Annotated in this window: 19 protein-coding genes and 1 tRNA gene; 5 read left to right on the top strand and 15 right to left on the bottom strand. The window is 72.9% G+C overall.

The genetic code is table 11. From position 1 onward, the window contains the following. Positions 1-48: 48 nt before the first annotated feature. From DEI81_RS01515 to DEI81_RS01505, 3 genes are all read right to left on the bottom strand, one after another. Positions 49-870: an aldo/keto reductase gene (locus tag DEI81_RS01515; protein ID WP_111008725.1), complete on the bottom strand. Its 822-nt coding sequence runs from the start codon at positions 868-870 to the stop codon at positions 49-51. A gap of 141 nt (positions 871-1011) precedes the next feature. Then, the gene (locus DEI81_RS01510) at positions 1012-1368 is read right to left on the bottom strand and encodes a VOC family protein (protein WP_111008724.1); all 357 of its coding nucleotides are present in this window, start codon (positions 1366-1368) and stop codon (positions 1012-1014) included. A gap of 113 nt (positions 1369-1481) precedes the next feature. After that, complete coding sequence (locus DEI81_RS01505) at positions 1482-1793, bottom strand: hypothetical protein (RefSeq protein ID WP_111008723.1); 312 nt, start codon at positions 1791-1793, stop codon at positions 1482-1484. A gap of 85 nt (positions 1794-1878) precedes the next feature. Between DEI81_RS01505 and DEI81_RS01500 the strand changes: the two genes are divergently transcribed. Next, positions 1879-5736: an ABC transporter ATP-binding protein gene (locus DEI81_RS01500; protein ID WP_220035607.1), complete on the top strand. Its 3858-nt coding sequence runs from the start codon at positions 1879-1881 to the stop codon at positions 5734-5736. A 91-nt stretch (positions 5737-5827) separates the two neighbouring features. On the opposite strand, the gene DEI81_RS01495 is transcribed toward DEI81_RS01500, so the two are convergent. The 4 genes from DEI81_RS01495 to DEI81_RS01480 form a co-directional block, all read right to left on the bottom strand. Further along, entirely contained in the window at positions 5828-6370 is a 543-nt protein-coding gene (locus DEI81_RS01495; protein WP_111008722.1) for a hypothetical protein, read from the bottom strand. Positions 6371-6576: 206 nt separating this feature from the next. Continuing rightward, entirely contained in the window at positions 6577-7221 is a 645-nt protein-coding gene (locus DEI81_RS01490; RefSeq protein WP_111008721.1) for a class I SAM-dependent methyltransferase, read from the bottom strand. Then, positions 7218-7748, bottom strand: a complete 531-nt coding sequence (locus DEI81_RS01485; RefSeq protein WP_258368420.1) for a heme-degrading domain-containing protein — start codon at positions 7746-7748, stop codon at positions 7218-7220. Before DEI81_RS01485 ends, DEI81_RS01490 begins: the two co-directional genes overlap by 4 nt. A gap of 84 nt (positions 7749-7832) precedes the next feature. After that, complete coding sequence (locus tag DEI81_RS01480) at positions 7833-10400, bottom strand: hypothetical protein (protein WP_111008720.1); 2568 nt, start codon at positions 10398-10400, stop codon at positions 7833-7835. A gap of 1032 nt (positions 10401-11432) precedes the next feature. On the opposite strand from DEI81_RS01480, the gene DEI81_RS01475 reads away from it, so the two are divergent. Further along, the gene (locus DEI81_RS01475) at positions 11433-12428 is read left to right on the top strand and encodes a hypothetical protein (protein ID WP_146243982.1); all 996 of its coding nucleotides are present in this window, start codon (positions 11433-11435) and stop codon (positions 12426-12428) included. A gap of 86 nt (positions 12429-12514) precedes the next feature. On the opposite strand, the gene DEI81_RS01470 is transcribed toward DEI81_RS01475, so the two are convergent. Beyond that, positions 12515-13492, bottom strand: coding sequence for an SDR family NAD(P)-dependent oxidoreductase (locus tag DEI81_RS01470; RefSeq protein WP_111008718.1), 978 nt, complete (start codon positions 13490-13492; stop codon positions 12515-12517). 74 nt (positions 13493-13566) lie between these two features. Here DEI81_RS01470 and DEI81_RS01465 point away from each other — a divergent pair, with 74 nt between their 5' ends. After that, entirely contained in the window at positions 13567-14544 is a 978-nt protein-coding gene (locus DEI81_RS01465; RefSeq protein ID WP_111008717.1) for an AraC family transcriptional regulator, read from the top strand. A 15-nt stretch (positions 14545-14559) separates the two neighbouring features. Here the strand turns inward: DEI81_RS01465 and DEI81_RS01460 are convergent, their stop codons facing one another. The 7 genes from DEI81_RS01460 to DEI81_RS01430 all read right to left on the bottom strand — a co-directional run bounded on the left by DEI81_RS01460 (position 14560) and on the right by DEI81_RS01430 (position 22447). Further along, positions 14560-15558, bottom strand: coding sequence for a GNAT family N-acetyltransferase (locus tag DEI81_RS01460; RefSeq protein WP_181435288.1), 999 nt, complete (start codon positions 15556-15558; stop codon positions 14560-14562). Between the two features lie 92 nt (positions 15559-15650). After that, positions 15651-15723 (bottom strand) — tRNA-Val (locus DEI81_RS01455). 83 nt (positions 15724-15806) lie between these two features. Continuing rightward, positions 15807-17060: a hypothetical protein gene (locus DEI81_RS01450; protein ID WP_111008715.1), complete on the bottom strand. Its 1254-nt coding sequence runs from the start codon at positions 17058-17060 to the stop codon at positions 15807-15809. Next, on the bottom strand, positions 17060-18448 hold the full coding sequence (locus DEI81_RS01445; protein WP_111008714.1) for a hypothetical protein: 1389 nt from the start codon (positions 18446-18448) through the stop codon (positions 17060-17062). Before DEI81_RS01445 ends, DEI81_RS01450 begins: the two co-directional genes overlap by 1 nt. After that, entirely contained in the window at positions 18445-19800 is a 1356-nt protein-coding gene (locus DEI81_RS01440; RefSeq protein ID WP_111008713.1) for a hypothetical protein, read from the bottom strand. Before DEI81_RS01440 ends, DEI81_RS01445 begins: the two co-directional genes overlap by 4 nt. Continuing rightward, positions 19797-21200, bottom strand: a complete 1404-nt coding sequence (locus tag DEI81_RS01435) for a Wzz/FepE/Etk N-terminal domain-containing protein (protein WP_111008712.1) — start codon at positions 21198-21200, stop codon at positions 19797-19799. Before DEI81_RS01435 ends, DEI81_RS01440 begins: the two co-directional genes overlap by 4 nt. Continuing rightward, on the bottom strand, positions 21197-22447 hold the full coding sequence (locus DEI81_RS01430) for a hypothetical protein (protein WP_111008711.1): 1251 nt from the start codon (positions 22445-22447) through the stop codon (positions 21197-21199). The genes DEI81_RS01435 and DEI81_RS01430 overlap by 4 nt, the downstream gene beginning before the upstream one ends. A gap of 271 nt (positions 22448-22718) precedes the next feature. Here DEI81_RS01430 and DEI81_RS01425 point away from each other — a divergent pair, with 271 nt between their 5' ends. Further along, entirely contained in the window at positions 22719-23693 is a 975-nt protein-coding gene (locus tag DEI81_RS01425; protein ID WP_111008710.1) for a glycosyltransferase, read from the top strand. A 279-nt stretch (positions 23694-23972) separates the two neighbouring features. Then, positions 23973-25442: a sugar transferase gene (locus DEI81_RS01420; RefSeq protein ID WP_111008709.1), complete on the top strand. Its 1470-nt coding sequence runs from the start codon at positions 23973-23975 to the stop codon at positions 25440-25442. The last annotated feature ends 9 nt before the right edge of the window (positions 25443-25451 follow it).

Below are 25451 nucleotides of genomic sequence, written 5' to 3'. Positions count from 1 at the left end.
CCTCGAGGCGATTGCCGTGACGGTACGGACCACCGCCTCCACGGAGCGTCAGGCGTCGGTGTCCTCGAGCGCGTCGAGCGTCGCGATGTCCTCGGCCGACAGCGCGAAGTCGACGTCGGCGTTCTCGGCGATGCGCGACGGCGTGGTGGACTTCGGCAGGGGCAGGACGTCCTTCTCGAGCAGGTAGCGGATCGCGACCTGGGCGACGGACTTGCCGTACCGCTCGCCGATCGCCCGGATCGCCTCGTTCTCGAGCAGACCGCCCGTGGCGAGCGGCGAGTACCCCTCGACGAGGATGTCCCGCTCGCGGCAGTAGGCGGTGGTCTCGTCCTGGGTGTTGCCGATGAACCAGCGGATCTGGTTGGCGTGCGGGACGACGTCGGTGTCCGCGGCGAGGGACTCGAGGTCGTCCACGTCGAAGTTGGAGACGCCGATCGAACGGGTGCGCCCGGCGTCGTAGAGCTCCTCGAACACCTTCCACACCTCGATGTTCCCGGCGCGGTGGTCCGAGCCGATCGCGTTCCAGGGCCAGGGCGCGTGGATGAGGTACAGGTCGATCGGGCCGACGTCGAGCAGGCGCTCGGACTCGGCGAAGGCGTGACGGGCGCCGTCGGCGGTCTTCACCTCGGCCGGGCACTTCGTGGTCACGAACACCTCGTCGCGCGGGACGCCGCTGTCCTTGATCGCACGGCCGACGCTCGCCTCGTTGCCGTAGGCGCGTGCCGTGTCGATGTGCCGGTACCCGGCGTCGAGCGCGGCGCGGGTGGCGTCGTACGCGGCCGCCCCGTCGGGGATCTGCCAGGTGCCGAAGCCGATCCCCGGGATGTGCAGGCCGTTCGACATGGTGAAGGTGTCGATGAGTGCGGGCATGGCGGGACCTCCTTCGTCGGGCGCCACGGACCGCGGCGTCGGGTGCCGAGGCGGACGCTACTCCCCGCCGGGGGCGGTGCGTGCGGTCGAGTCGCTCAGCGGCAGCCGCCGCACGTCCCTCCCGCCCGCCCCGTGGCGCGGTCAGCCCTGCGGCGGCGTGTAGTACTGCAGGTCGTTGCCCTCGGAGTCCTTGAACGGCATGATCCGACCCCACGGGTGCTCGCTGACGGAGCCCTCGATGTCGGCACCGCGCTCCTTGAGCGTCGCGATCTCGTCCTCGATGCTCCCGTCCGGCTGGAACGTGATGACGGCGCCGCCGTCACTCGCGGGCTTCGCGTCCTCGCGGGCGTTCAGGCCGATGCGCAGGCCACCGCCGTCGATCTCGCTCCAGTCGTCACCCTCGTGCGTGACCTCGAGTCCGAGCGTGTCGCGGTAGAACGCGACCGCGCGCTGCATGTCCGTGACGGGCACCCAGACCGCCGCTACTCCCTGTGCCATGTCGTCTCCTTCGTCTCGGACCGACCGGACGCCGGCCGCTGCAGCCCTTCCTACGCGTCGGGTGGCCGGAGCCGTGGGACGAGGACACCGGTGCTTCCCAGGGAACGCGTGTCTCAGCGCAGCGAGACGAGCCGCCCCCGCGCGGTCGGCAGGACACCGACGCGGTACTCGAGGACCGCGGGGGCCGCTCCGCCCCCACCGACGGTGGTGCTGGCCGCGCCGAAGCGCCACACGCGGTTGTAGAGGTACACGGCGATCTCGGTGCCGCCCGCGTCCGACACCGCCCACGTGCCGGTCCCCCACTGCGCCGGGTGCCCGCGTCCGTCGACCACGACGGTCGGTCGGGCGAACCACGCCAGCGCCGGCTTCCGGAGCCGCAGCTCGATCCGTCGTCTCGTCGTCCCGGAGGGCTGCGTCGCATCCACCCGCGAAGCGTACCCACTGGTAGCGGCGACGACGGCCGCACGCAGATGGTTCGGAGCCGGAACCATCCGGCGTAGAGTGGCGCGCGTGACCGACCCGAGCACCGAGGGCTGGATCCGCCGCCTCTGGCGTTACATGCTCCGCCACCGCAGGAGCGTCGTCATCTCGCTCGTCGCGGCGCTGCTCGGGAGCCTCTGCCAGGTCGTCGTACCGCTCGTCGCCCGTCGCATCGTGGACGGCGTGATCGTCGCGCACACCTCGCCGCTCGGACCGTGGCTGGCGCTGCTCCTGGCGCTCGCCGCCGCGACGTTCGGCTTCACGTACCTGCGGCGGTACCGCGGCGGCCGGGTGGCGCTCGAGGTGCAGAACGACCTCCGCAACGACATGCACGACCACCTGCAGCGCATGGACTTCGCGAGCCTCGACCAGATGCCGACGGGGCAGCTCGTCAGCCGGGCGAACTCCGACTCGGCGCTCGTGCAGGGCCTGCTCAACATGCTGCCGATCATGAGCGGCAACGTGATCCTGATGGTCCTGTCGATCGTCGTGATGTTCACGCTGTCACCCCTGCTCGCCCTGGTCAGCCTCGTGATGGTGCCGGTCCTCGTCGTGACGGCGTACCGGATGCGGCGCAGGATCATGCCGGCGACCTGGGACGCCCAGCAGCGCGAGGGCGAGGTGGCGCAGATCGTCGACGAGGACGTCAACGGGGTCCGCGTCGTCAAGGCGTTCGGCCGGGAGCGGCACGAGGTCGAGCACCTGACGCGCGTCGCGACCGGCCTCTACGGCGCGCAGATGCGTTCGGTGCGGATCCAGGCGCGGTTCCAGCCCCTGCTCGAGTCGATCCCGACCCTCGCGCAGGTCGCGATCCTCGCGTTGGGCGGGTGGCTCGCCCTGGAGGGCCGGATCACCATCGGCACGTTCCTCGCGTTCACGAGCTACGTCGCCGCGCTCATGGCGCCCGCTCGGCAGCTCGCGGGCGTGCTGACGATCGGACAGCAAGCGCAGGTCGGCATCGAGCGGATCTTCCAGCTCATCGACCGGGAGCCCGCGATCCGGGACGCGCCGGACGCCGTGGCGGTGGACCACGTCCGGGGCGACGTCGTGTTCGAGGGTGTGACCTTCTCCTACGGGACCGGGAGTGCCGACATCCACCCTGCGCTCGACGGGCTCGACCTGCAGGTGCGGCCCGGCGAGCGCGTCGCCCTCGTCGGGCCGAGCGGGAGCGGCAAGTCGACGGTCGCGTCCCTCGTCGCCCGGTTCCACGACCCGGAGTCCGGGCGGGTCCTGCTCGACGGACACGACCTCCGCGACCTCAGCCTGCACTCGATCCGTGGCGCCATCGGCATGGTGTTCGAGGACAGCTTCCTGTTCTCGGACACGGTCGGGGCGAACATCGCCTACGGGCGTCCCTCCGCGACCGAGGCGGAGATCCGCCACGCGGCCGAGGTCGCTCATGCGATCGGGTTCATCGATGCGCTGCCGAAGGGGCTGGACACCGTCGTCGGTGAGCGTGGCCTGTCGTTGTCCGGCGGGCAGCGGCAGCGGATCGCCCTCGCCCGGGCGATCCTGTCCGATCCGCGGATCCTCGTGCTCGACGACGCGACGAGCGCGATCGACGCCTCGACCGAGCAGTCGATCCACGACGCGCTCCGCGGCGAACTCCGGGACCGGACGGTGATCCTCATCGCCCACCGCGAGTCGACGCTGCACCTCGCCGACCGCATCCTGGTCCTCGACCACGGGCGCGTCGTCGACGAGGGGACGCACGAGTCCCTCGTCGCCACGAGTGCGGTGTACCGCGCGCTCGTCACCGGCCTCGACGACGACGCGACCGACGACACCGCGGCGGCGGCCGCGGCGGGTGACATCGACGCCCTGAGCCGGCTCGCGCAGGCGGCGGGCGGCGTGACGGACGATGCCTGGAGGCCCGGAGCGGCTGCGGCGACCACGGTCGCGACGTCGGGGCCCGGTGGTGGCCTCGGCGCGGGGCTCGGCGGTCGCGGACGCGGCAGCGGGCGGGGCATGGCCGGCATGTTCGCGGCGACCCCGGAACTGCTCGCGCTGGTGGCGGCGCTCGGACCGATCCGGGACGTCCCGACGGTCGACCTCGACCGCGAGACCGTGCAGGACCGACGGTTCTCACTCGCCACGCTGCTGCGGGAGTTCCGACGTCCGCTGCTGCTGGCCCTCCTGTTCGTCGTGGTCGACGCGGTCGCCGGCCTGCTCGGGCCGGTGCTCGTCAAGACCGGCATCGACGACGGCGTGCAGCGGGGTTCCGAGGTCGTGCTGTTCGGCGCCGCGGCCCTGTTCCTGCTGGTGACGCTCGCGGACCTCGCCGACGGCATGGCCGAGACCTTCGTGACGGGCAAGGCGGCCCAGCGGATCATGCTGAGTCTGCGGATCCGGATCTTCGCCCAGCTCCAGCGGTTGTCCCTCGACTTCTACGAGCGTGAGATGGCGGGCCGGGTGATGACCCGGATGACGACGGACGTGGACCAGTTCGAGACGCTCATCCAGAACGGCCTGCTCTCGGCGCTCGTGTCGATCGTGACGTTCGTCGGGGTCGGCGTCGCGCTCGTGCTCATCGACCCCGAACTCGGTCTGCTGACCCTGTCGGTCGTGGTCCCGCTCGCCGGGGCGACCGTGTGGTTCCGGAGCCGGTCCTCCCGGTTGTACGACGAGGCGCGTGAGCGCATCGCCGTCGTCAACGCGGACTTCCAGGAGAGTCTGTCCGGCGTCCGCGAGTCCCAGGCGTTCGTGCACGAGGCCGCGACGGTGCGGCACTTCCACGCGCTGGGGCGGCGGTACCTCGACTCGCGGATCGCGGCGCAGCGTCTCGTCGCGACGTACTTCCCGTTCGTGCAGTTCCTGTCCGGGGTCGCCGACGTCATCGTGCTCGGCGTCGGCGCGACGCTCATCGGGTCCGGACACCTGACGTCCGGGGCGCTCATCGCGTTCCTGCTCTACATCGACATGTTCTTCTCGCCCATCCAGCAGCTGTCGCAGGTGTTCGACGCGTGGCAGCAGACCCGGGTGTCGGTGTCGCGGATCAGCGACCTCATGGCGCTCGAGACCCTCACCCCGGACGCGTCGGACGCCGTCGTCCCGCCCCGCCTGTCGGGTGCGCTGGAGCTGCGGTCGGTGCGGTTCGCCTATCCCGTGGTGCGCACGCCCGTGCGTCCAGCGGAACGCCGCGGCCCGGCCGACCCGCGCATCGCGTCCGCCGCCCCGCCGGCGAGGGCGGTCCGACCGCCGGAGGCACTGCACGACGTCACGCTCGCCGTGCGGCCGGGCGAGACGATCGCGTTCGTCGGCGAGACGGGCGCCGGCAAGTCGACCGTGATGAAGCTCATCGCGCGGTTCTACGACCCGGACGACGGCGCCGTCCTCGTCGACGGGCGGGACCTCCGCACGCTCGACCTGCGGGCGTACCGCCGGCAACTCGGGTACGTGCCGCAGGAGGCGTTCCTGTTCACCGGCACCGTCCGGGACAACATCGCGTACGGCCGGATGGACGCCACCGATGCCGAGGTGGAGGCGGCGGCGCGCGCCGTCGGTGCACACGAGTTCGTGTCCGAGCTGCCCGGCGGCTACCACCACCAGCTGTCGGAACGGGGGCGGTCCCTCTCCGCGGGGCACCGGCAGCTCATCGCCCTCGCCCGTGCCGAACTCGTCGATCCCGCGGTCCTGTTGCTCGACGAGGCCACCTCGAACCTCGATCTGCTCACCGAGGCGCGCGTGACGGCGGCGATGCAGACCGTCGCGTCCGGTCGGACCACGATCGTCATCGCCCACCGGCTGCAGACGGCACGCGCGGCGCACCGCATCGCCGTGATCGCGGGAGGGCGGATCGCGGAACTCGGCCCGCACGACGAGCTGCTCGCGCGCGAGGGCCGGTACGCGGCGATGTGGCAGGCGTACGAGGCCGTCGACGCGCGATGAGGACGCGCTCGCCGCTCGCGACGACCCCGCTCCGACGGACGGGAGGGACGGCACCAGCTCGTGCCGTCCCTCCCGTCCGTCGGTGGTGCGGTCAGCGGCGCCGCTTGTCGATGACGCCGGCGGCGGACCGCTGCTGCTCCCCCTGCTGGGCGCCCATCACGAGCAGGATGCCCGTGAGCACCGGCGTCACCCACTGCAGGATCTTCTGCTGACGCTGCGCTGACGTGAGCGTCGAGGAGGCGGCGGGCGACGCCTCCGTCGTGCCGGCCGCGCCCTCGGAGGCGTGCTCGGCCATCTTCTTGCCCAGCGATGCCGACCAGAAGGTCGTCACGGCGGCGACGATCGTGAGCGTCAGCTTGACGCCCGTGTTGGTCCGGGCCTCCGGCTGCACGCCGAGCCGGTCCCGGTTGGCGATGATCAGGCCGGCGCCACCGATCGCGTGGACCGAGAGCGCCGCCAGCTGCAACGGCGCCCACTTGCTCCACCCGAGCGCCGACAGCGTGAGCCGCTCGACCGGGTCCTTCGCTCCGGCCGCAGCACCGTTCAGGCCGGTCGCCCCCATGAGGTTCCCGCCGAACCAGGCGGCGAGCCCGATGTCGTGCATGCTGCGGATGACGGTGTTGTTCTCGGACATGGTGCTCCCTGGTCTGCTCCGGCGGTGCCGGCGGTGTGTTTCTCGGCGGTGGTGCGGCTCCGGCGCGTCGAGCGTCGCAGCGACGACGCGGGTGGTGGCCGATGGCGTCCGGACCCGGGCTGACGTGGCAGAGCGGACGCTACGCGGGTGGAGGATCGGGGCGGCCCAGGACCGTCCCATGCACGTCGGTACGCCTGGTCGGCTGGTCAGCCCGCCGTGCGCGCGAGCACGAACCCCTGCCGGTGCCGCTCCACCTGCCGGGGCGCGCGGTCGAGGACGGCGTCGACGCGGAACCCGAGTGACCGCAGGAGCCCGGTGACCGACGACGGCTCGTGCAGGAACGCCGTGAGGGGGGCCTCCTGTCCGTACGGCCGCTCGATCCTCCGTGTGCCGGTACCGGCCTGGAACCCGAGCAGGAACACGCCATCCGGTCGGAGCACCCGCCGCACCTCGGTGACGACGTCCCGCAGTCCGTCGGGTGCCGTGTGGATGATCGAGTACCACGCGAGCACGCCCGCGAACGTGGCGTCGTCGAACGGCAGGGCCGCGAGGTCGCTCTGCCGCAGGTCGACCGCGATCCCTCGTCGGGCGGCGTGGGCCAGCATCCCGGACGAGATGTCGACGCCGGTGAGCCGCATCGTCCCGTCACGGTCCTGCAGGTGCCGGAGCATCCTGCCGGTGCCGCATCCGGCGTCGAGGACGGTCGCGGCACGAGGGAGCATGTGCGCGAAGTGATCGACCATCGCCATGTCGATCGGCGCTTCGAAGGACGTGTCCGGCAGGTGTTCCGCGTAGGTGTCCGCCGCTGCGTCGTACCCGGATCGGGTCTGCTCGAGAAGCGGGTCGCTCACGCGCTGGAGGCCGAGCGGTGCGCCCGGAGCGCCTCCACCACCAACTCGTGATCGGCGTGCATCTCGAGTCCGCTGACGCCGAGGACCCCGACGAGCGCGCCACGGACCCGGAGCGGGAATCCGCCCCCAGCCGCCTGGTACAGCAGCGGGTCGAGCGCGGAGGAGTCCCGGAACGTCGTGCCGTCGGCCTCGTACTGCGTCCGGACCGCGAGCGTCGAGTGCCCGAAGTGGCGGACGACCCGGAACTTCCGATCCAGCCACGCGTCGTTCACCGCGCCGGATCCGGGCGTCGCGACGTGGAACACACGCTGCTCACCGAAGGCGACGGCGACGGCGACGCCGAGCCCGCGCTCGATCGCGGTCGCCCGCAGCCAGGAGCCGACCGCCCATGCGTCGTCGAGGTCGAAGCGCTCCTGCTCGAGTTCACGCTCCTCGGCGAGCAGGCGCTCAAGCTTCTCCTCGGGCTGCAGGTCGCGCAGTGCCGCCATCGCCAACTCCTCGTCGTCCTCGACCGATCGGGTCGACACCGACCGTACCGGTACCGGTACCGGGCGGGGCCCGTCACCGGGCCGGACGTGCCCCCACCTCATGCAGACGGGGGCGGTTCCCGGTCACCGGTTGGTCCCGGTGGCCCACACCGCCTTGCCGTTCTTGTAGAGGACGAGGTTCCCGTCGCTCTGCTGCGTGAGCTTCATCCCGGAGCCACCGAACCGACTGGTCTTGCTCGACCACAGGGCCTTGGCCGCCTTCGTGTAGAGCACGAGGTTCCCGTCCGACTGCAGGGTCAGCTTCGCGCCGCCCCTGCCGCTCGTACGGGTCGACCAGACCGCCTTCCCGTCCTTGTAGACGACGACGTTGCCGTCCGTCTGCAGGACGAACTGGCGTCGCTCGGCGGAGTCCCAGATGGACTGACCGGCGGTGATCACGGCGCCGGGTGTCAGGGTGTCCGCGCCGGGGCGCTTGTTGTTCCACAACGTCGAGCCGTTGCGGGTGAGCCTCAGGCGCCCGTGGTCGTCGATGCTCAGGACGGCGCCAGCTCCCTTCCCCGATGTGCCCGTGGCCCACACCGCCTTGCCCGTGACGGCGTACAGCACGGCGTTGCCGTCCGCCTGCAGTGCGAGGTGCGCGCCGTGGTACCGGGTCGTGCCGGTCGCCCAGAGCGCGCGGCCGTTGCCGTACTCGACGAGGTTGCCGTCCGCCTGCATGTCGAGGTGGTACTGACGCGACGGGGAGTGGATGCTCTGGCCGGCCGTCATGGTGGTGGCGCCGAGGAGCTTGGTGCCGTCGGCGGAGATCCCGGTCACCGGCGGTGCCGGGGTGTGGGTGGGCGACGGGGTCGGCGCCGGAGTCTGGGTGGGCGACGGGGTCGGCGCCGGAGTCTGGGTGGGCGACGGGGTCGGCTTCGGGGTCTGGGTGGGCGACGGGGTCGGCGCCGGAGTCCGCGTCGGCGCGGCGGTCGGAGCCGCCGTGGGCGAGCCGGTCGGCGTCGGGCTCGGGGTCCCCGTGGGCGAGGTGCTCGACACCGGCGGGGTGGACGAGCACGCCGGTGAGACGGGCAGGTCGCCGCGGAGCTTCGACCAGTTGGGGCTTCCGAGACCGGTCGCGAGGTCGTAGCCCGCCGTCGCCGGGTACGTGCCGTTCGACCCGCTCGTGACGTCCTGGAAGTCACCAGGGTGGGCGTAGATCGCGGCGTGGATGTCGCCGATGCCGCTCGTGCAGCCGCGGTCCGCGAGGGTGGTGGCGAGCTGCGCCGCCATCATCGGCGTGGACAGGCTCGTCCCACCACCGAGCACCCAGCCGTTCGTGCTGCTGGTGTAGATGCCGGGGCCCTGGTAGGGGTCGGCCTCGGCCGCGATGTCGGGGACGGCTCGTCCCCGGGACGGGTCGGCGTTCGTCCCCGCCTGGTACGACGCGGAGTCGAGGCTGGCGTACCCGCCACCGCCGGAACCACTGCTGTTGTTCCACACGCTCTCGGAGAACGAGCCGTCGGCGTTCTCGGTGAGGCTGGTGCCGCCCACGGCGACCACCGCGGAGCTCGCTGCGGGGTAGAGGACGCTGGTCGCCGGGCCGGACAGGCCCTGGCACGACGCCCCCGTGTCGCCGACCGCGGCGAACATGGTCGCGCCCGCTCCGACGATGCGGTCGATGGCGTCCTCGAGTGCTGCGTGCGTGGCCTGGTCCATGTCGGCCTCGCAGGACCCCCAGGACTCGCTGACCGCGGTGATGCCGTGGGCCACGACGTCGTCCGCGATGCGGCTGTAGGCGTCGTACACGCCCTGGGCGTCCTGGTTGACGAAGTAGATGCGCTGCGCGGCCGCGGGCGCGTTCCCGAGGATGGTCTCCTGGTCGAGCGCGACCTCGACCCCGCCGTTCGTGTCGCTCGGGGTGGTCGGGTCCGCTCCGTCGATCGGGATCTGTGTCACCGACGGGACAGCGGTCCCCGCCGCGTTCGCGTAGGCGGCGAGGTCCCCGGCGTTCCAGCCGGAGAACTGCACGGTGGCGATCGTGGTGCCGGCGCCGGCGTTCGCCGAGGCCGAGTAGGCCGTGCGGAAGTCGCTGACGGACGTCCCCGGCACGCTTGCCGGCACCGCGACGAGCCGCCGATCGAGGCCGAGGACGGTGGTTGCCGCGCCTCCGAAGGACGCCGGCATGGTCAGGTGGCCGACGGGGTGCATCTGCGTGCCGGTGCCGACGACGCGGACGCCGAACACGGCCTCCGCGTCGGCCACGGTCCCGCTCGCACTGACGTTCCAGGGCCCCGCGTCGGACACGGTGAAGCCGGCGTCGACGAGTGCCGCCTCGACCCGCGCGCGACCCGAGGTCGTGGGGCTCGTCCCGGCGATCCGGGTCCCCCGCTGGTGCGCGGAGAGGCCGTGCGCCCTCGCGGGCAGGTCACGCAGCGCGGCGCGGTCGCGCGGCGTCAGCACGACGGTGAGGTCGACCCGGGTGTCCGCCGGTGTCGCACCGGTGGACGCGGAGCCGGTGGAGGCGTGGGAGGCCGGCACCGTCGGCTCCGGTACGACGGGCGGGAGCCGCGACGCGGACGCGGGCGCGGCGATGCCGATGACGGTCGCCCCGGCGAGCGCGGCGACGACGATGCCGGCGAGGGTGCCCTTCGTCGCTCGGGATCCGGCCCCGGTCGTGTGGGCGGAACGGTGGTCGCCGCGGTTGCCGGTCATGCTGCCTCCCTGTCCGGTCACGCCGTCGGTGGGACTCGATGGCGTGGGTGCGATGTCGCTCGTCGGCTCGTCGATCGGCGCGACCCCGACGTGCGCCCTCCCCGATGGGCGGCAGAACGTGGACGAGGTCTGCGGACACGACTGACCCGTGTCCGCCGACGGTGCCCCGAGCCCCTGTTCGCTCGGTCGACGGCCGGCGCCCACGATACGTTCGGGCGGCGACTCGGCAGTAGTGGTGCCGACTGTTTCACCCTCGAACTGGGACGTCGAGCACCGCACCCGGCGCTGCGCGGAGCTCGCCGGGACGGTCCGCGGTGCGGTCCACCGTCGCGCACCGTTTGTCCCACGTTCTGGGAGGGTCCCCAGAACGCGGGAATTGTCCGCAGCGCACGCTGCCGCATTCCTTGTCTCATGGCCAACCACCACGACCTGACCGGCAGGCCGCGGACGCGATCAGGAAGCGTCAGCACTTCCCTCGCTGTACCCACCGGGTCCTCCCGGCGTCCTCGGACACGGAGGACCTGGGCAGCGATCGCCGTTGCCGTGATCGCGGGCGTCACCCTGACCGGGTGCGTCAGCGGGCCCGGTGCGTCCGGCGCCCGCGCCGCGGGCGACGCCGACGTGGCCTTCGGTGCACCCGCCTCCCCGACGGGCGCCGCAGTGGCGGCACCCGCGGCGCCCGGTGCGGTCAGCGGGACGGTCCGGGGCGGGTCGGCCGCGAGCGAGCGCCCGCAGGTGTCGTCGGCTCCTCGGGCCGGAGGGCCGTCCGCCGCAGCAGCGTCGGTGGAAGCCCGGACGACCCGTGGGCCCGCGACCGGGACAGCACCGCACACCGGCGCGCTGTCCGACGCACTCCCTGCCGCACAGCTCGCCGTCGGAGTCCGGACGCCGGCACCGGCCGCACCGAGCATCTCCTCGCCCGCCGCGGCGCCGACCAGCTCCTCGCCCGCCGCGGCACCCAGCGCTGCGCCGTCGCCGGCCGCCAGCGCCGCCTCGTCGACCGCCGTGGTGCCCCCGCGGACCCCGATCACCATGATCGGGACCCCCGCGTGGGTCCCGGTGGGCGCCAGCCCCTCCCCCGCCTCCTCGGGGCGCGGGAAGGGCATCTCGCCCGGTGGTCTGTACGAGAACACGATCAACACGATGAGCGCGTCGGCGGCGACCGCCGTCTTCGCCGACATGCGTTCGACGGGTGCGACGTGGGTCCGCCTCGACTACAACTACGCCGGGAACACCACCCGCCACGGTGGCGCGACGACCCAGACGATCACGGCCGCGCGGTCGGCCGGGCTGAACGTGCTCGTCATCCTCGGTGACGGCACCGCGCCGATGCCCGAGTCCGCCGGGTACAAGGCGGCCGGTGGGTGGATGACGTCCTCCGTGACGCAGCTCGCCGCGCTCGGCGTGCACACGTTCGAGATCGGCAACGAGGTCAACCTCGGGGCGAACTGGGGCGGGACCCCGGACCCGGCCGCGTACACGGCGTTGCTCGAGACCGTGTACCCGATGATCCACGCCGCGGACCCGAAGGCGACCGTCCTGATGGCCGGTATGGCGCCCTACGGCAAGGAGTCCCCGACACGGAGCGCGCAGGGCAGCAACTACCACCCGTTCGACTTCATCGACCAGATGTACGAGGACGGGGCGCGCGGCAGCTTCGACGCGCTGAACCTGCACCCGTACGTGTACCCGGCGATGCCGGCGACGCCGGACGGGGGCTACAACGTCCTCTCCGTGCTCCCGGACCTGCTCGCGATCATGTCGAGCAACGGGGACAGCGCGAAGAAGATCTGGATCACCGAGGCCGGGATGCCCACCGGCACCGACGGCGGCTACCCCGCGTACACCGTCGCGCAGCAGCAGCAGACGATCACCCAGCTGTTCCAGGTCGCCGCCAAGTACCCGCAGCTCGGTCCGGTGTTCCTCTACGACTGGCAGGACGGCGGCATCGACGGTGACTTCGGCCTGTACACGTCCGCGCACGTCAAGAAGCCGTCGTACGCGACGTTCGCCGGCATCAGCTATTGACCAGCAGCCCCCGACGGACCCGGCGGCGGTGACGGAGGACCGACCGACGACGCGGTACGGTCGGCGGCGGGAGCGACCGCGCGTCCTCAGGCGAGCAGCTGTTCGCTCAGCGCCCACAGGCGCCGTGCGTCGGCGGGGTCACGCATCGCCGAGTTCGCGTCGGCCGGGATGCTGTCGGCGGTCATCGGACGCTCGACGTCGTCGAGCACGGCGACGTCGTTGTCCTTGAGGTAGACGCCACCGACCCCGTCGAGCCACGGGCTGGCCGCGCCGAACACGATGGTGGCGGCGCCCTGCTCGACCGTCTTCTTGCCCACCTCCGGGTCGATGACGGTGGCACCGTGCTCGTCGACGAGACCCTGCGCGCGGTAGGAGTCGACGCGCGCGGGTGCGTGCGGGCCGGGTCCGATGACGACGCCGGGGTGCACCGCGAAGGCCCGGATGTCCTGCCCCGCGGTGCGTCGGTCGAGCTCGACCGTGAACAACACGTTCGCCCGCTTCGACTGGGCGTAGGCCGCGACGGGGTCGTAGCCGGACCGGAAGTCGAGGTCGTCCCACCGCACGCCCCCGATGCGGGCCGCGCCGGAGGTCACGGTGACGACGCGTGCCCCGTGCGCCGCCCGGAGGGCCGGGAGGAGGGCACGCGTGAGCTGGAAGTGACCGAGGTGGGACGTCGAGAAGGCGAGTTCGTGCCCGCGCGCGTCGAGCTGGAGCTCGGGGGTGAACAGCACCGCGGCGTTGTTCACGAGCATGTGCACCGGCCGTCCGGTCTCGTTCCACCGCGCGGCGAAGGCGTCGATCGAGTCCGGGTCGGTGAGGTCGAGCTGCTCGACGCGCACGCCGTCGATCCCGGCGACCGCCTCGGCGGCGCGGGCGGTGTCGCGGGCGGCGACCGTGACCGACGCACCGGCGGCGGCGAGGGCGCGGGAGACCTCGCGGCCCAGCCTGCTGTGGCCGCCGGTGACGATCGCCTCCTCCCCGGTGAGGTCGACGCCCCGGAGGACGTCGGTTGCGGTGGAGGCTGCGGTGAACGGCGTCCCGAGGGGGATCTGCTGCGAGGTCATGCCCCCAGCCTCATCGTCCAGGATCGGACGGGGAATCATCGCGCGTCCTGTTCTCATGCGGCAGAGTACGGACCATGGTCCACTCCGCGCAGAGCGACGCCCTGTCCGACGTCCTCGACCAGGTCGAGGTCCGCGGCCTGATGACCGGTGGCTTCGCGGTCCGCGGTTCGTGGACGTCCCACGGGACGATCACGCGGCCGCTCAAGCTCGTCGCGCTCGTCGCCGGTTCCGCTCGCATCGTCGTCGACGGACCCGGAGGACCGATCGGGCCCGTCGAACTGGGCCCCGGTGACGTCGTCCTGCTGAACCACCGGACGCACCTGGAGGTCCGGGGTGGCGTCGGCGACGGACCGCCTGCGGAGTTCGTCCCCGACGCGCGCTTCGACTCCATGGCGTTGGCCGCGGCCGACCTCTCCACGGACGACGTCCTCGTCGGCGGGTGGATCCAGGTCAACCCGGCCGGGCAGGCGCTGTTCCGGACCGCGCTGCCCGGTCTCGTGCACGTCCGCGCCTCGACGCCCGCGGCCGCCCGACTCGCCACCCTGGTGGCGCAACTGTTCCGCGAGGCATCGAGTGGACGCCTGGGGTCCGCGTTCGCCATCCGTCAGAACGCGCAACTCATCCTCCTGGAGGTCCTCCGCGCGTACCTGGAGCAGGAGCGTCCGCCCGTCGGGTGGTTCCGCCTGCTCGCCGACGAACCGCTCGCGCCCGCGCTCCGACTCATGCACGATCACCCCGGCCGGTCCTGGGGCCTCGCCGAGCTCGCACGTGCCGCCGGGATGTCCCGCACGACCTTCGCCGAGCGGTTCCGGACGGTCGCCGGCATCCCACCCCTCGCGTACCTGTCACGGTGGCGGATGCTGCTCGCGCAACGGGCGCTCCGCGACTCCGACGTCCGCGTCGGCGCCCTGGCCGCGGAGCTCGGCTACGGCTCGGAGAGCGCCTTCAGCACCGCGTTCAAGCGTGCGGTGGGCGTCTCCCCCGCCCACTGGCGTCGCCGCTCGTCGGAGCAGACCGGTGACGCACCGGCACCGGCGATCGCGGCCGGCTGACCGGGCGAGGCGGTGTCAGCGCGGGTCGGCCGCCGTGCCACGGTCCCGCACCCGGGCGACGGCGGATCGCACGAAGCGCGGCACCGGCGACGAGACGGCGTTGACGTACGGCCGCTCGACGGCCCCGAGCGACATCTTGAACCTGCTCACGCCCAGGTCGACGTAGCCGACGAGGTCGACCGCGCTGTGGCCCCGGGCAAGGGACCACTGGAGCATGTCGTGGTACAGCACGGTGCTCGGGTTGACGGCGCGGTGCGCTCGGAGCGTTCCACCCGCCCATCCCGTCACCACGTCGTGGCTCCCCAGCGCGACGAGCACACCGACCGGTTCCCCCGCGACGAGTGCGGTGGAGAGGTAGACGTCGGACCGATCCGCTGCCCAGCGTGCGACGCGCTCGCCGATCTCCGAGGGATAGGGCGAGGGCACGCCCCGGCTCTCGTAGGACTCGCTCAGGACCCGCGGCAGCAACGTCGTGACCTCGTCGGGCAGCGCGGGTCTGACCTCCACCGCGTGACGTCCGGCCGCGCGGAGGGCCTGGCGCGCGCCGCGTTTCATGCCGGCCACCAGGGACTCGGGCGAGGAACCGACCAGGTCGATGACGAACGTGCGGTCGGCGCTCCACTCGGATCCGTTGCCGACCAGTGCTGCTTCGCCGGCCGCCGCGACGCCGGGCCCGAAGTCGAACCGGACGACCGGCACCCGGTGCACGAGCTGCCAGCGTCGGAACTGGCGCAACGTGCTCGCCAGGAGCGCCTCGGGCACGAGCGGTCCGACGAAGGGGAACGGCGGATCCGCGGGTCGCGCTCTGCGGGGCGACCGCAGCAGGACGGGGAACACGCCGACCGCACGGCCGCGGTGCTCGACGACCAGGGGCTCGAACCGCCAACCGTGGAGGTCGGTCTGCATCCGGAGCCACGACCAGTCGTGGAATGCGGTGGCGCCCGGACTCGCCGCGACGAGGGCGTCCCACTCGCGCTCGTCGTGGCCGACTCGGAACTGGATGTCCGTTCCCACGGATGACTCCTGACTCCCGCGTCGCATCGGCGCGGGCTCGTCCGCAGCGTGCGGACCGATCGGACGGGTCCCACGGACGCGGGCTGTCGAGGTGGGCCCTGCCGGGCTCGAACCGACGACGTCCACGGTGTAAACGTGGCGCTCTACCAACTGAGCTAAAGGCCCCCGCCGCCGGAGCGGCAGGCCCAGTGTACCGAGCGCTCGGGTCCCGTGAGGCTGCGCGGACCGGTCCTCCGTCGACACCCGCACTACCCCTCGCCCTGGGCAGCTGCAGCCGCAGCGAGGTCCCGCACCACGTCGTACGCGGGCTTCGCGGTCCCGTCGGTGTCGCGGACCCCGAAGTTGTCCTCGGGGTCGCGGGCGCCGGTGTCGAGGTCCTGGTACGAGTAGATGACGATCGGGCCGGCCCACGCACGGGCGCCCCAGATCCGCGCCCCGACCGCCAGGTACCTCGCCTGCTGCGCGTCCGAGACGCCGCGATCGCTGTTCGTCGGGAACCCGAACTCGGTGGCCCACATGGCCTTGTCGGCGTCGCCGTTCGCGACCATGACGGCACGGACGTCCGTCGCACCCCGGAGCCAGTTCCACGCGACGTCCGCGGTCGGCGCGTCCGGCCAGGAGTACGGGTGCATGCCGACCGCGTCGAGGTACGCACCCCCGTCGGCCGCGTAGACGCCACGCAGGAAGTCAGGTGGGGACCACGTGCCGCCCCCGGTCCGGGCGGGAGCGAGGCCGGTGGAGATCACGCCGACCGTGACGCCCGCGGTGATCCCCGCGGCACGGAAGGCGCGCGCTCCCGGGACGAGCAGGTCGTGCGTGTACGCCTGCGGTGACATCCCGGTGGTGTTCACCTCGTTGCCGATCTCGACGGCACGCACCCCGGCTGCGAGCATCGGGGGCGAGGCACGGTCCATGAAGGCCGCGAATGCCGGCCCGCATCCGCCGGGCGCCGAACTCGCCCACCCCGGCACGCCGGTGAGGACCGGGAGCACCGTGAGGCCGTGCGCCGTCGCCGCCCGGTAGACGGCGAGCGTGTGGGTGAGGTCGTACGAGTCCGGGCCGGACGGCTCGATCGCCGCCCAGTTCAGGTCGAGCCGGACGATCGTCGCGCCCGTGGCGGCGATCCCGCGGAACAGCGTCGTCAGCCGCGCCGAGCCGAGGGTCATCGGCTGGTCGCCCTGGGTGAACCCGAGTCCCCCCATCCGCCGCAGGGCGTCCCGGGAGGCGCGGGTCGAGCTGTCGACGGCCGTGCCGGACCGCACCTGCGGGCTCGGCGCCGAGGCCGACGCCGACGGGGCGGCCGCGTCGTCCGCCGGGACGGAGCCGTGGTCACCGCAGGCCGACAGGGTCGACGCCGCGCCGGACGTCCGGTGCACCCACACGGCGCCGGCGCCGGCGAGCACGACGAGGGCCACCCCGCCCGCGACGAGGTACGCCCATCGGTGGCGGCGGCGTGCCCTCGTCGGGCGGTGCGCCCCGTCGCCGGGAGCGTGTGCCGCCATCAGACCTCCGGCACGACGATCGGGGCGACGGCCCCGGATCCGGCAGGCGGGAGGCCCGGTGCGGCGGGCTCAGTGGGCTCGGGGGCGTCGAGCAGCACGATGTCGGACTGGACGTCCGCGTGCCGCGGCATCGCCCGCACGAACACGGTGGTCTGGTACAGGACGGTGACGATCCCCGTCACGACGAACCCCGCGGCGAGGGCGTCCGCCGCGCCGATGAGCGCGGTGAGCAGGACGGCGAGGAGCCCGGCGCCGAACCCGATGAGGGAACCGCGGCTGATGACGCCGACGCGGTCGACGGCCACGAGCGCGACGCTCGTCATGTAGCTCCCGAGGACGCTGAAGCCCATGAACGCACCGAGCATGAGTCCCGCGAACGCAGGCACCTGGACCTGGCCCGCAGTGAGCAGACCGCTCGCGACGGGCAGCAGCACGGTGTAGACCACCCAGGCCAGCACCGAGATGACGAGGATCGCGGCGAGCGAGCGCCGGAGGGCGCGGACGAGGGCACGTCCCTGCTGGGACGGGACCGCGGCCTGCATGTACTGATGCACCGGCTGCATCGCCATCGTCGCGAACCGCAGGAGCTTCTCGTTGAGCGCGTACAGCGGGAGCTGCGCCGGGATGAACCGCGCGACGATCACGAGCACGAGCGGGTAGTACGCGGCGACGGCGACGGCGACGGCGACGCCGTGGCGCTGTTCGCGGATGACCCGCCACGCGCCGGCCGCGTCGTGGACCCCGCCCGCGGGCCGCCGCACTCCGCCGAGGAGTCGCACGGACACGATGACGAACGCGGCGAGAGCGCCGGCGAGCTGCAGCGCCGAGAAGGCGATGAGCCCACCGCCCAACGCGAGCGCGCCGACCCCGAGGACCGTCCCGACCACGCGCGGCACGGTGTCGGCCCAGAACAGCGCCACGGGCTCCCGTCGGCCGATGAGGGCCCACGTGCCGGAGAGTCCGCCCGCCGCCATCGCCACGCCCGCGACGACGGCGGCCAGGTGCGCGGTCGGCGCGATGACCCACGTCACGCCGACCGTGATGGCGAGGACGGGGACGAGCACGATCAAGCGGGCGACGATGGAGTCCCAGTAGGCGACGGCGTGCTCGCTCCGCGGCATCATCGCGATGCGGGCGGGCCCGGTGATGCCCCACCCGAACATGGTCAGGACGCTGAGGGACGACCCGACGGCCTGCCCCAGCGCGACCGCAGCCCAGGAGTGGGCGCTCGTGAGGGTGACGATCACGGGGATGGTGACGATGCTCGACGCCCCGGACACCACGACGGTCGCGAAGAACCAGCCGAAGGTGCGGATGCGGCGACCGACGCCCTCGCTGTCGACCCGGGCCTCCCGGCGGGTGCGTCCGTCGGTCTCGGTGGTGTTCACAACGGCCTCCTGGATGGACGGGGTGCGGGAACGGTGACGGGTCCGGTGTCGACGGCGCGGGCGTGGGAGCCCGATGCACCGAGGACGAGCATGACGATCGACATGGCGGACGTGTACTCCCAGAGCTCGACGAAGAAGAACCCGACGAGGACGCCGATCCAGATCGTCACGGCGAGCGCGGCGCGGCGGTTGCCGCGGCGGCCGGCACGGTACAGCGCGACCGCGACCGCCAGGAACAGGACGATGGCGAGCACGCCGCCCACGCCGAACTGGAGCCACATCGAGATGTAGTAGTCGTCGGTGAAGACCTGGAGCGCGGAGCCCTTCGCCTGCGACGCGGCACCGGCGAATCCCAGTCCGCGTCCGAAGAACCGCGGTGACGCGGCGAGGAGCTGTCCCCAGACCGCGAAGCGCTCCAGGAGACTCCCCGCGTTCCCGAGGCCGACGGCCAGGAACCCGATCACCGCGAGGAGACCCCCGACGGCCGCTGCGACGCGGACCCATCCGGCGACGACGCCGCGGGTCAGGAACACGGCGGCCGCGATCGCGACCACGAACACGACGATGCCCGTGCGGTAGGTGCTGAAGACGAGGCACGCGACCCCGGACGCGATCGCGACGATCCGCCACACGCGGTCGCGTCGGGCGTCCTCGAGGGTCCCCCACCAGAGCAGCGCGACCGCGCCGAGCACCCCGGCGAACGCGCCGAGCTGGTAGTTCGTGCCGAACGTCCCCATGGCACGGAGCGTGGTGCCGATGTTGCGGATGTTCGTGCCGTAGGACAGGCCGGTCAGGGCCAGGAGCCGGTCGGACCCGAGCGCGGACTCGATGCCCGAGACGACGGCGTTTACGGCGAGCAGCGTGGTGAGCACCCGGAGCACCGTCCGGATCGTGCGCGCCGTCATCGTCGATGCCAACAGGGCGACGAGCAGGGGGATGAACACGTACCGCAGGCCGCTGAGCCACTGCGCGGACGGCAACTCGAACACCGCGAGGACGGTCGCGGGCAGGACGAGGGCCACCATGCCGAGCACCGGCCACCCGACGCGTCGGTCGATCCGCCCACGGAGGACGGCGACCAGTGCCGCGAGGACCGTCGCACCGAGGACGGCCATGTTCACCGCGGTGGCGCTGTGCACCGTGAGCAGCAGCGGCAGGGTCACCCCGTCGGCCGCGGCGGCGAAGCAGACCGCCACCGCGGGTACGAGCGCGACGAGCGGCAGCGCCACGAGGAGCACGATCGCGGCGGGTTGCGCCACGGCGGCGGCGCCGAGGCCGACGGCGGCCACGCTGCCGACGCCCACGACGGTTGCTCCGCGGCGACGGGAGCGCAGGGCCTCGCTCGTGCTCATGCTCCGGACGGTGCGGTCGCCGCGATGGACCGGCGGGCCGCCGCGTGCGCGGACGGGACCCGGACGTGAGCGGGGACCCGGACCGCCACGACGCCGAGGACCTCCTGCCCGCTCGTCCAGAGCCGCTCCACCACGGCGCTCAACGTCGGCGTGGTGACCTCGCCGATGCCGACGACGAGCACCACGGCGGTGGCGATGCGGGCGGCCGCGAGGGCCTCACTGAAGCCGTTCGCCGGCGGCGTGTCGACGAGGACGACCTCGGCGCTGCCGTGCAGGTGGTCCACGACCGGCTGCAGGTTCCGGGCGGTGAACACGTCGCCCGCATCGGACCCGCGGCCGCCGGGGACGACGCTCAACGCGGGGAGCGACGCCGGGCGGAGCAGGACGTCCGACAACTCGGCACGGCCGTTCACGACGTCCACGAGGCCACGCTCTCCGCGCACCGCGAGTCCGGCCTGGAGGTCGGACGACCGGAGGTCCATGTCGAGCACGGTCGTCGGGACACCGGCACGGGCGAACGCCGTCGCGACGTCGGCGACGACGGTCGTCACGCCCTCGCCCGTCGTGCTCCCGAGGAACGTGATGGTGGGCCGGTCGCCTGCCCGGGCGAGGAGCGACTCGCGGAGGTCACGGACGGCCTCCGTCCATGCGGGGACCGACGACCGGTCGTGCCAGGCGCGGGCCGGGAGGCGCGGGAGCCGTCCGATGACCGGTGCGTCGGCGATCGCGGCGGCCTGCTCGGCGCTCCGGACCCGACGGTCGGCCGCGCCGAGCGCGAGCGCGATGCCGATCCCGACGATCAACCCGGCCACGAGCCCGAGGAGGACCACGACGAGTCGCCCGGGGCTGGTCGGACCGGTCGGGGTGGTCGGCACGCTGACGGTCGAGAGCCGGAGGTCCGCGGGCGTCGTGTCGCCGGACGCCCCGGCCGTGGCGGTGCTGGTACCCGCCGCGCTCGTGGGTGAGAGCAGGTCGGGTGCGACCTGGATGAACCGGTTCGTGACCGCGGCGGCGAGCGCACGGGCGGCGCGCGGGCTGCCCGCGTCCGCCGTGACGGTGATGATCGCCGTGTCGGTCCCCGCGGTCGCCGAGACGTCCTTCGCGAGGGCGGCGACCCCGGTCGACAGGTGGAGCTGTTGGATGACGGGCTCCAGCACCGACGAGCTCGTGATCGCCGACGTGTAGGTCGGCAGGACCTGGCTGATGTACGACGCGCCCTGCAGGCGGTCCGTCGTGCTGCCGCTCGAGCGGATCGTCACGAGCACCTGCGACGACGAACTGTACGTCGGGCTCGCGGTGGCGCTGTAGACGGAACCGCCCACGACGCCGAGGACGACGGCGACGAGCACGAGTGCCCAGTGCCGGAGGACGGTGCGGACCGCGTCGGGTGCGCTCATCATGCGTGGTGCTCCTCTCGCACCCGAGCGGCCGGGGTGACGGCGGCTCGGAGCGACTGTTCGAATCGGTCCTGGTCGATGATCCCGGTCTCGTCCCAGAGGGCGATCGAGGCCTCGGACCCGACCAGCGACATCTGGACGTACGGGTTCGCGACGTGCCCCGGGTGCACGAGGATCGTGCCCAGGAGCGGGGTCGCACCCGGTCGCCAGACGGCGTCCGGGATGAGTGAGGGGAAGACGGAGAGGGCGACGTCGAACTGCGTGCGGATGACGTCGCCGGACGGGATCGGGAAGGGGTGTCGCACGCGGTCGCGGACCAGGCCGACGACGTCGCCGACGAGGGCCGCGAGCGGTGCCCGCGTCTCGATCGCCCGGCGGACCTGCTCGTGCACCGATGCCGCGTCGCGTCGCATCGTCCGGAGCCGACCGATCGGGTACGACGTCGAGAACGGGCCCTGGACCCGCTCGCCGCGGGGCGCCCAGCGACGGAGGTCGACGTTCATCCGGATGGTGAAGTCGGTCGTCGGCGGGACGGCGTCGGCGATGGCGTCGAGCACGGCGGCCGACAGCTTCATGCCGCGCGTGGTGCGGCGCCCGGCTCCGTCGACCGCACGGGCGTCGAGCGTGCGCAGTTCCTGTTCGTCGAGCTGGACGGTGCGGAACCCGCGGAGGCGCCGTGCACGGTCGACGGCGAGCCCGCCGGGTACCTGGGGGTCGGGTGGCACCTGTCGCTCCGCGTCCCGCCGGGCCGCCCGCGCGAGACGGAGCGGGCCGGGACGGTCGAGCCCGGCGACCCGCATGGTGGCGGCCAACGGCCGCCGGGTCGGCGGGCGCACGGTGCGCCCCTCCGGCTCACCCGCGGCGATCGCGAGCACGCGCCGGATGTGGTGGCCGCTGGAGGCGCCGTCGAAGAGGTCGTGCGGCACGAGGACCGCGATCAGTCCGCCGGACACGAGCATCCGGATCGGGAGGACCGCGTAGCCGGCGTCGAGGAGGTGCGTCGCCATCTCGGCCGGTTCCAGGCCGTCGACGGCGACGTCGAGGACGTCGTCCGCGAGCGAGTCGGCCGCGCGGCGGGAGACGTGCCCCCAGGCCCGGTCCGGACGGTAGGCGCGACGGAGCTCGCTGCCGTCGTCGCTGATCAGGTGTCGGTGGAGGGCGTCGGGCAGGGCGTCGATGACGTCCTCACGGACGGGACCGAGGACCACGACCAGGTCGAGTTGGTCGTGGAGCCGCTCACGAATGGGCATGGGTGGGCGCCGTTCGGGTATGGAGCCGGGCGTTCGGGTACGCCACCGTCGGTTCGCTCGACGTCACGCTGCGGGGTTTCGGGTCCTCGCCGCGAGTCGTGCCCTGGGTTCGGGGTCCGGGGCACCGTGGTCGTGACGCCGGTTCGGGGCGGCGTCAGCGGGTTGACTGGCTCGTCGTGGCTGCGACAATAGCGACGCTCAGCGCCGATGTCCAGTACCCGTCCGGCTCGTGCGCCGACCCTGACCCGAACCCGAGAAACGCGAGACCCGAATGTCGCACCTCCCGACCATCTCCGTCGTCGTCCCGTCCTACCGACGCCTCGACCGCCTGTCCGACATGCTCGACCACTGGCTCCGACAGGACCTCGACGAGCTCGTCGTCGTGCTCGACGGCCCGCACGACGGGGCGGAGGCCGCGCTCGCCCGGGCGACGGCGGACCCCCGCATGCGCCTCATCACGCTCCCCGAGAACCGCGGGAGGTCGATCGCGCGCTCGGTCGGGCTCGAGGCCGCCACCTGCGACGTCGTGCTCGTCGCCGACGACGACGTCCTGCCGCTCGAGGGGCTGGTCGAACGCCACCGGGCCTTCCACGCGGAGCACCCCCGCAGCGCCCTGCTCGGCTACATGCCCGTGCGTCTGACACCCCGTCGGGGCCGCGACGAGGCAGCGACCCGCATCTACGCCCGCGACTACGAGAACCAGGTCGCCGTCTGGCGCACCGGGGACGCCATGACGCTGCTGACGTCCTTCTGGGGTGGCAATGCGAGCATCCCCCGCGACCTCTACCGCGAGGCCGAGGCGTACCGGCCGCCGGTGGAGCTCGGCTACAACGAGGACCTCGACCTCGGGCTCCGGCTCGCGGCCATCGGCGCGGGTGCCGGCTTCGACGAGCGTGCCGCGGCTCGGCACCTGCACACCCGGGGCATCGACGCGTTCGTCGCCGAGTGCGTCGTGCGCGGCGAGGCCGTCGCGGATCTCGAGGACCTGTGGCCGGAACTCCCCGGCCAGCTCGGTGACCTCGTCGTCGTGCCGGCCACCCACGGGCGCCTCGGGCGGATCCAGCAGCACATCGGCGACCGCGACACGCCCGGGACATCCGAGTCGATCATCCGGATCGCGTACCGGGTCGCCGGCGTGTTCCGAGCGTGGCGCCTCCAGGACGCCCTGGCCCGGTTCCTCCGCCGTGCCATGGCGATCCGGGGGTACCGACTGCGCCGCGCCCTCCACCCGACGTCGGTCGGCTGACGGACGGCGACACGCCGCTGGACGCCCGTCCGGGTCAGGAATCCCGTCGCGGTTGCTTGACGGTCGCGAGCCGGGGCAATACCGTGGCCAGCACGCGGAACCCGAATCCGCTCGACCCTCGGTTACCCGGCCAGGATCGACCCTCTGACTGCTCAACCGCGTCGTGCCCCGAACACGACCGCGGACCCGTCGTTCCCGAAGACGACGAGTGCGTCGGCGATCGTCGTCCCCGAACGGATCGCCGTCGGTCACCTGTTGACCCGAAGAGCAGGCTCACCCATGTCGAATGCAGTGTTCGACGCGCCCGGCAACCCCGACCCGGACGCGCCCACCGCTGAATCCCCCATCTGGACGGATGCCCCGCACGCCGTTGCGGTGCCCGACCGATCCGCCGAACGGCTCCGTGCCGTGGTGGGTCTGACGGACGCCGTGCTCGTCGTGGCGGCACTCGGAGCCTCGATGCTCGTACCCGACCTCTCCCGCTCCACGATCTCCCGCATCGCCCTGCTCGCAGGTGTCGCCGTGGTCTGGATCGTGTGGCTCGCGGTGTTCGAGCGACGTGGCCTCCTCGGGCTCGGCAACGGGAACCACGGTGCGGGGGCGATCCTCACCGCGACGGCTGCGTCCGTCGCGACCCTCGCCCTCGCATCGTGGTCCACCGGGATCGACCTCCGTGGCGTCGGCCTCCCCTGGGCCGTCGCCGCGGGGGTCGTCCTCCTCCTCGTGGCCCGGCTGTCCTGGGTGCGGTGGATCCGACGCGAACGACTCGCGGGCCGCCTGCGCCGCCGGATCGTCCTCGTCGGCTCCCCCGCCGGCATCGCCGAGGCCACCGCACACCTCACCAGCCGTGTCGCCGCCGGGTGGGACGTCGTCGCATCGGTCGTGCCCGCGCCCGACGCCCTCGACGTCGACCTCCCCGTGCGCGTCGCCGAGGCGCTCGATGCGACCGGGGCGGACCTCGTCCTCGTGACCGGGGCCGACGCCCTGACCGCGGACCGGGTCCGGAAGCTCAGCTGGGACCTCGAACACCGCGCGTGCGAACTCGTCGTCGCCCCGACCATCGTCGACGTCGCGACCGGGCGGCTCCGGAGCGAACGCATCGCGGGTCTGTCCGTGCTGCACGTCGCCGCGCCCACCTACACCGGGCCGCAGCGCGTGGTGAAGCGGGCGACGGACGTCGTGGGCTCCCTCCTGTTGCTCGCGGCGCTCTCGCCGCTCCTCCTCGTCGTCGCGATCGCGGTCCGGACCACGAGCGCCGGCCCGGTGTTCTACCGGCAGGAGCGGATCGGCGCCGGGCACCAGGCATTCGACATCCTCAAGTTCCGCTCGATGGTGACCGACGCCGACGCCCACCTGCACAAGCTCCTGGCGGCGCAGGGCACCAGCGACCGGCCCCTGTTCAAGATCGCGGACGACCCCCGGCTGACCCGGATCGGGGCGTTCATCCGCCGGTACTCCATCGACGAGCTGCCCCAGCTCGTCAACGTCCTCCGCGGCGACATGAGCCTCGTCGGGCCCCGCCCCCAGCGGCCCGCCGAGATCGCCCTCTACGACGCCAGCGCACACCGACGTCTCAAGGTGCGCCCCGGCATGACCGGCCTCTGGCAGGTGAGCGGCCGCTCCCGCCTGTCGTGGCAGGAAGCCATCCGCCTCGACCTCGACTACGTCGAGAACTGGTCCCTCGCCCTCGACCTCGGGATCCTCTGGCGCACCGCTCGTGCCGTCGTCGGTTCCGACGGCGCCTACTAGGAAGGAACG

The organism is Curtobacterium sp. MCBD17_013 (assembly GCF_003234565.1).
Lineage (GTDB): Bacteria > Actinomycetota > Actinomycetes > Actinomycetales > Microbacteriaceae > Curtobacterium.
The sequence above is the reverse complement of the archived record's forward strand: the minus strand, read 5'-3'. Positions and strand labels throughout refer to the sequence as shown.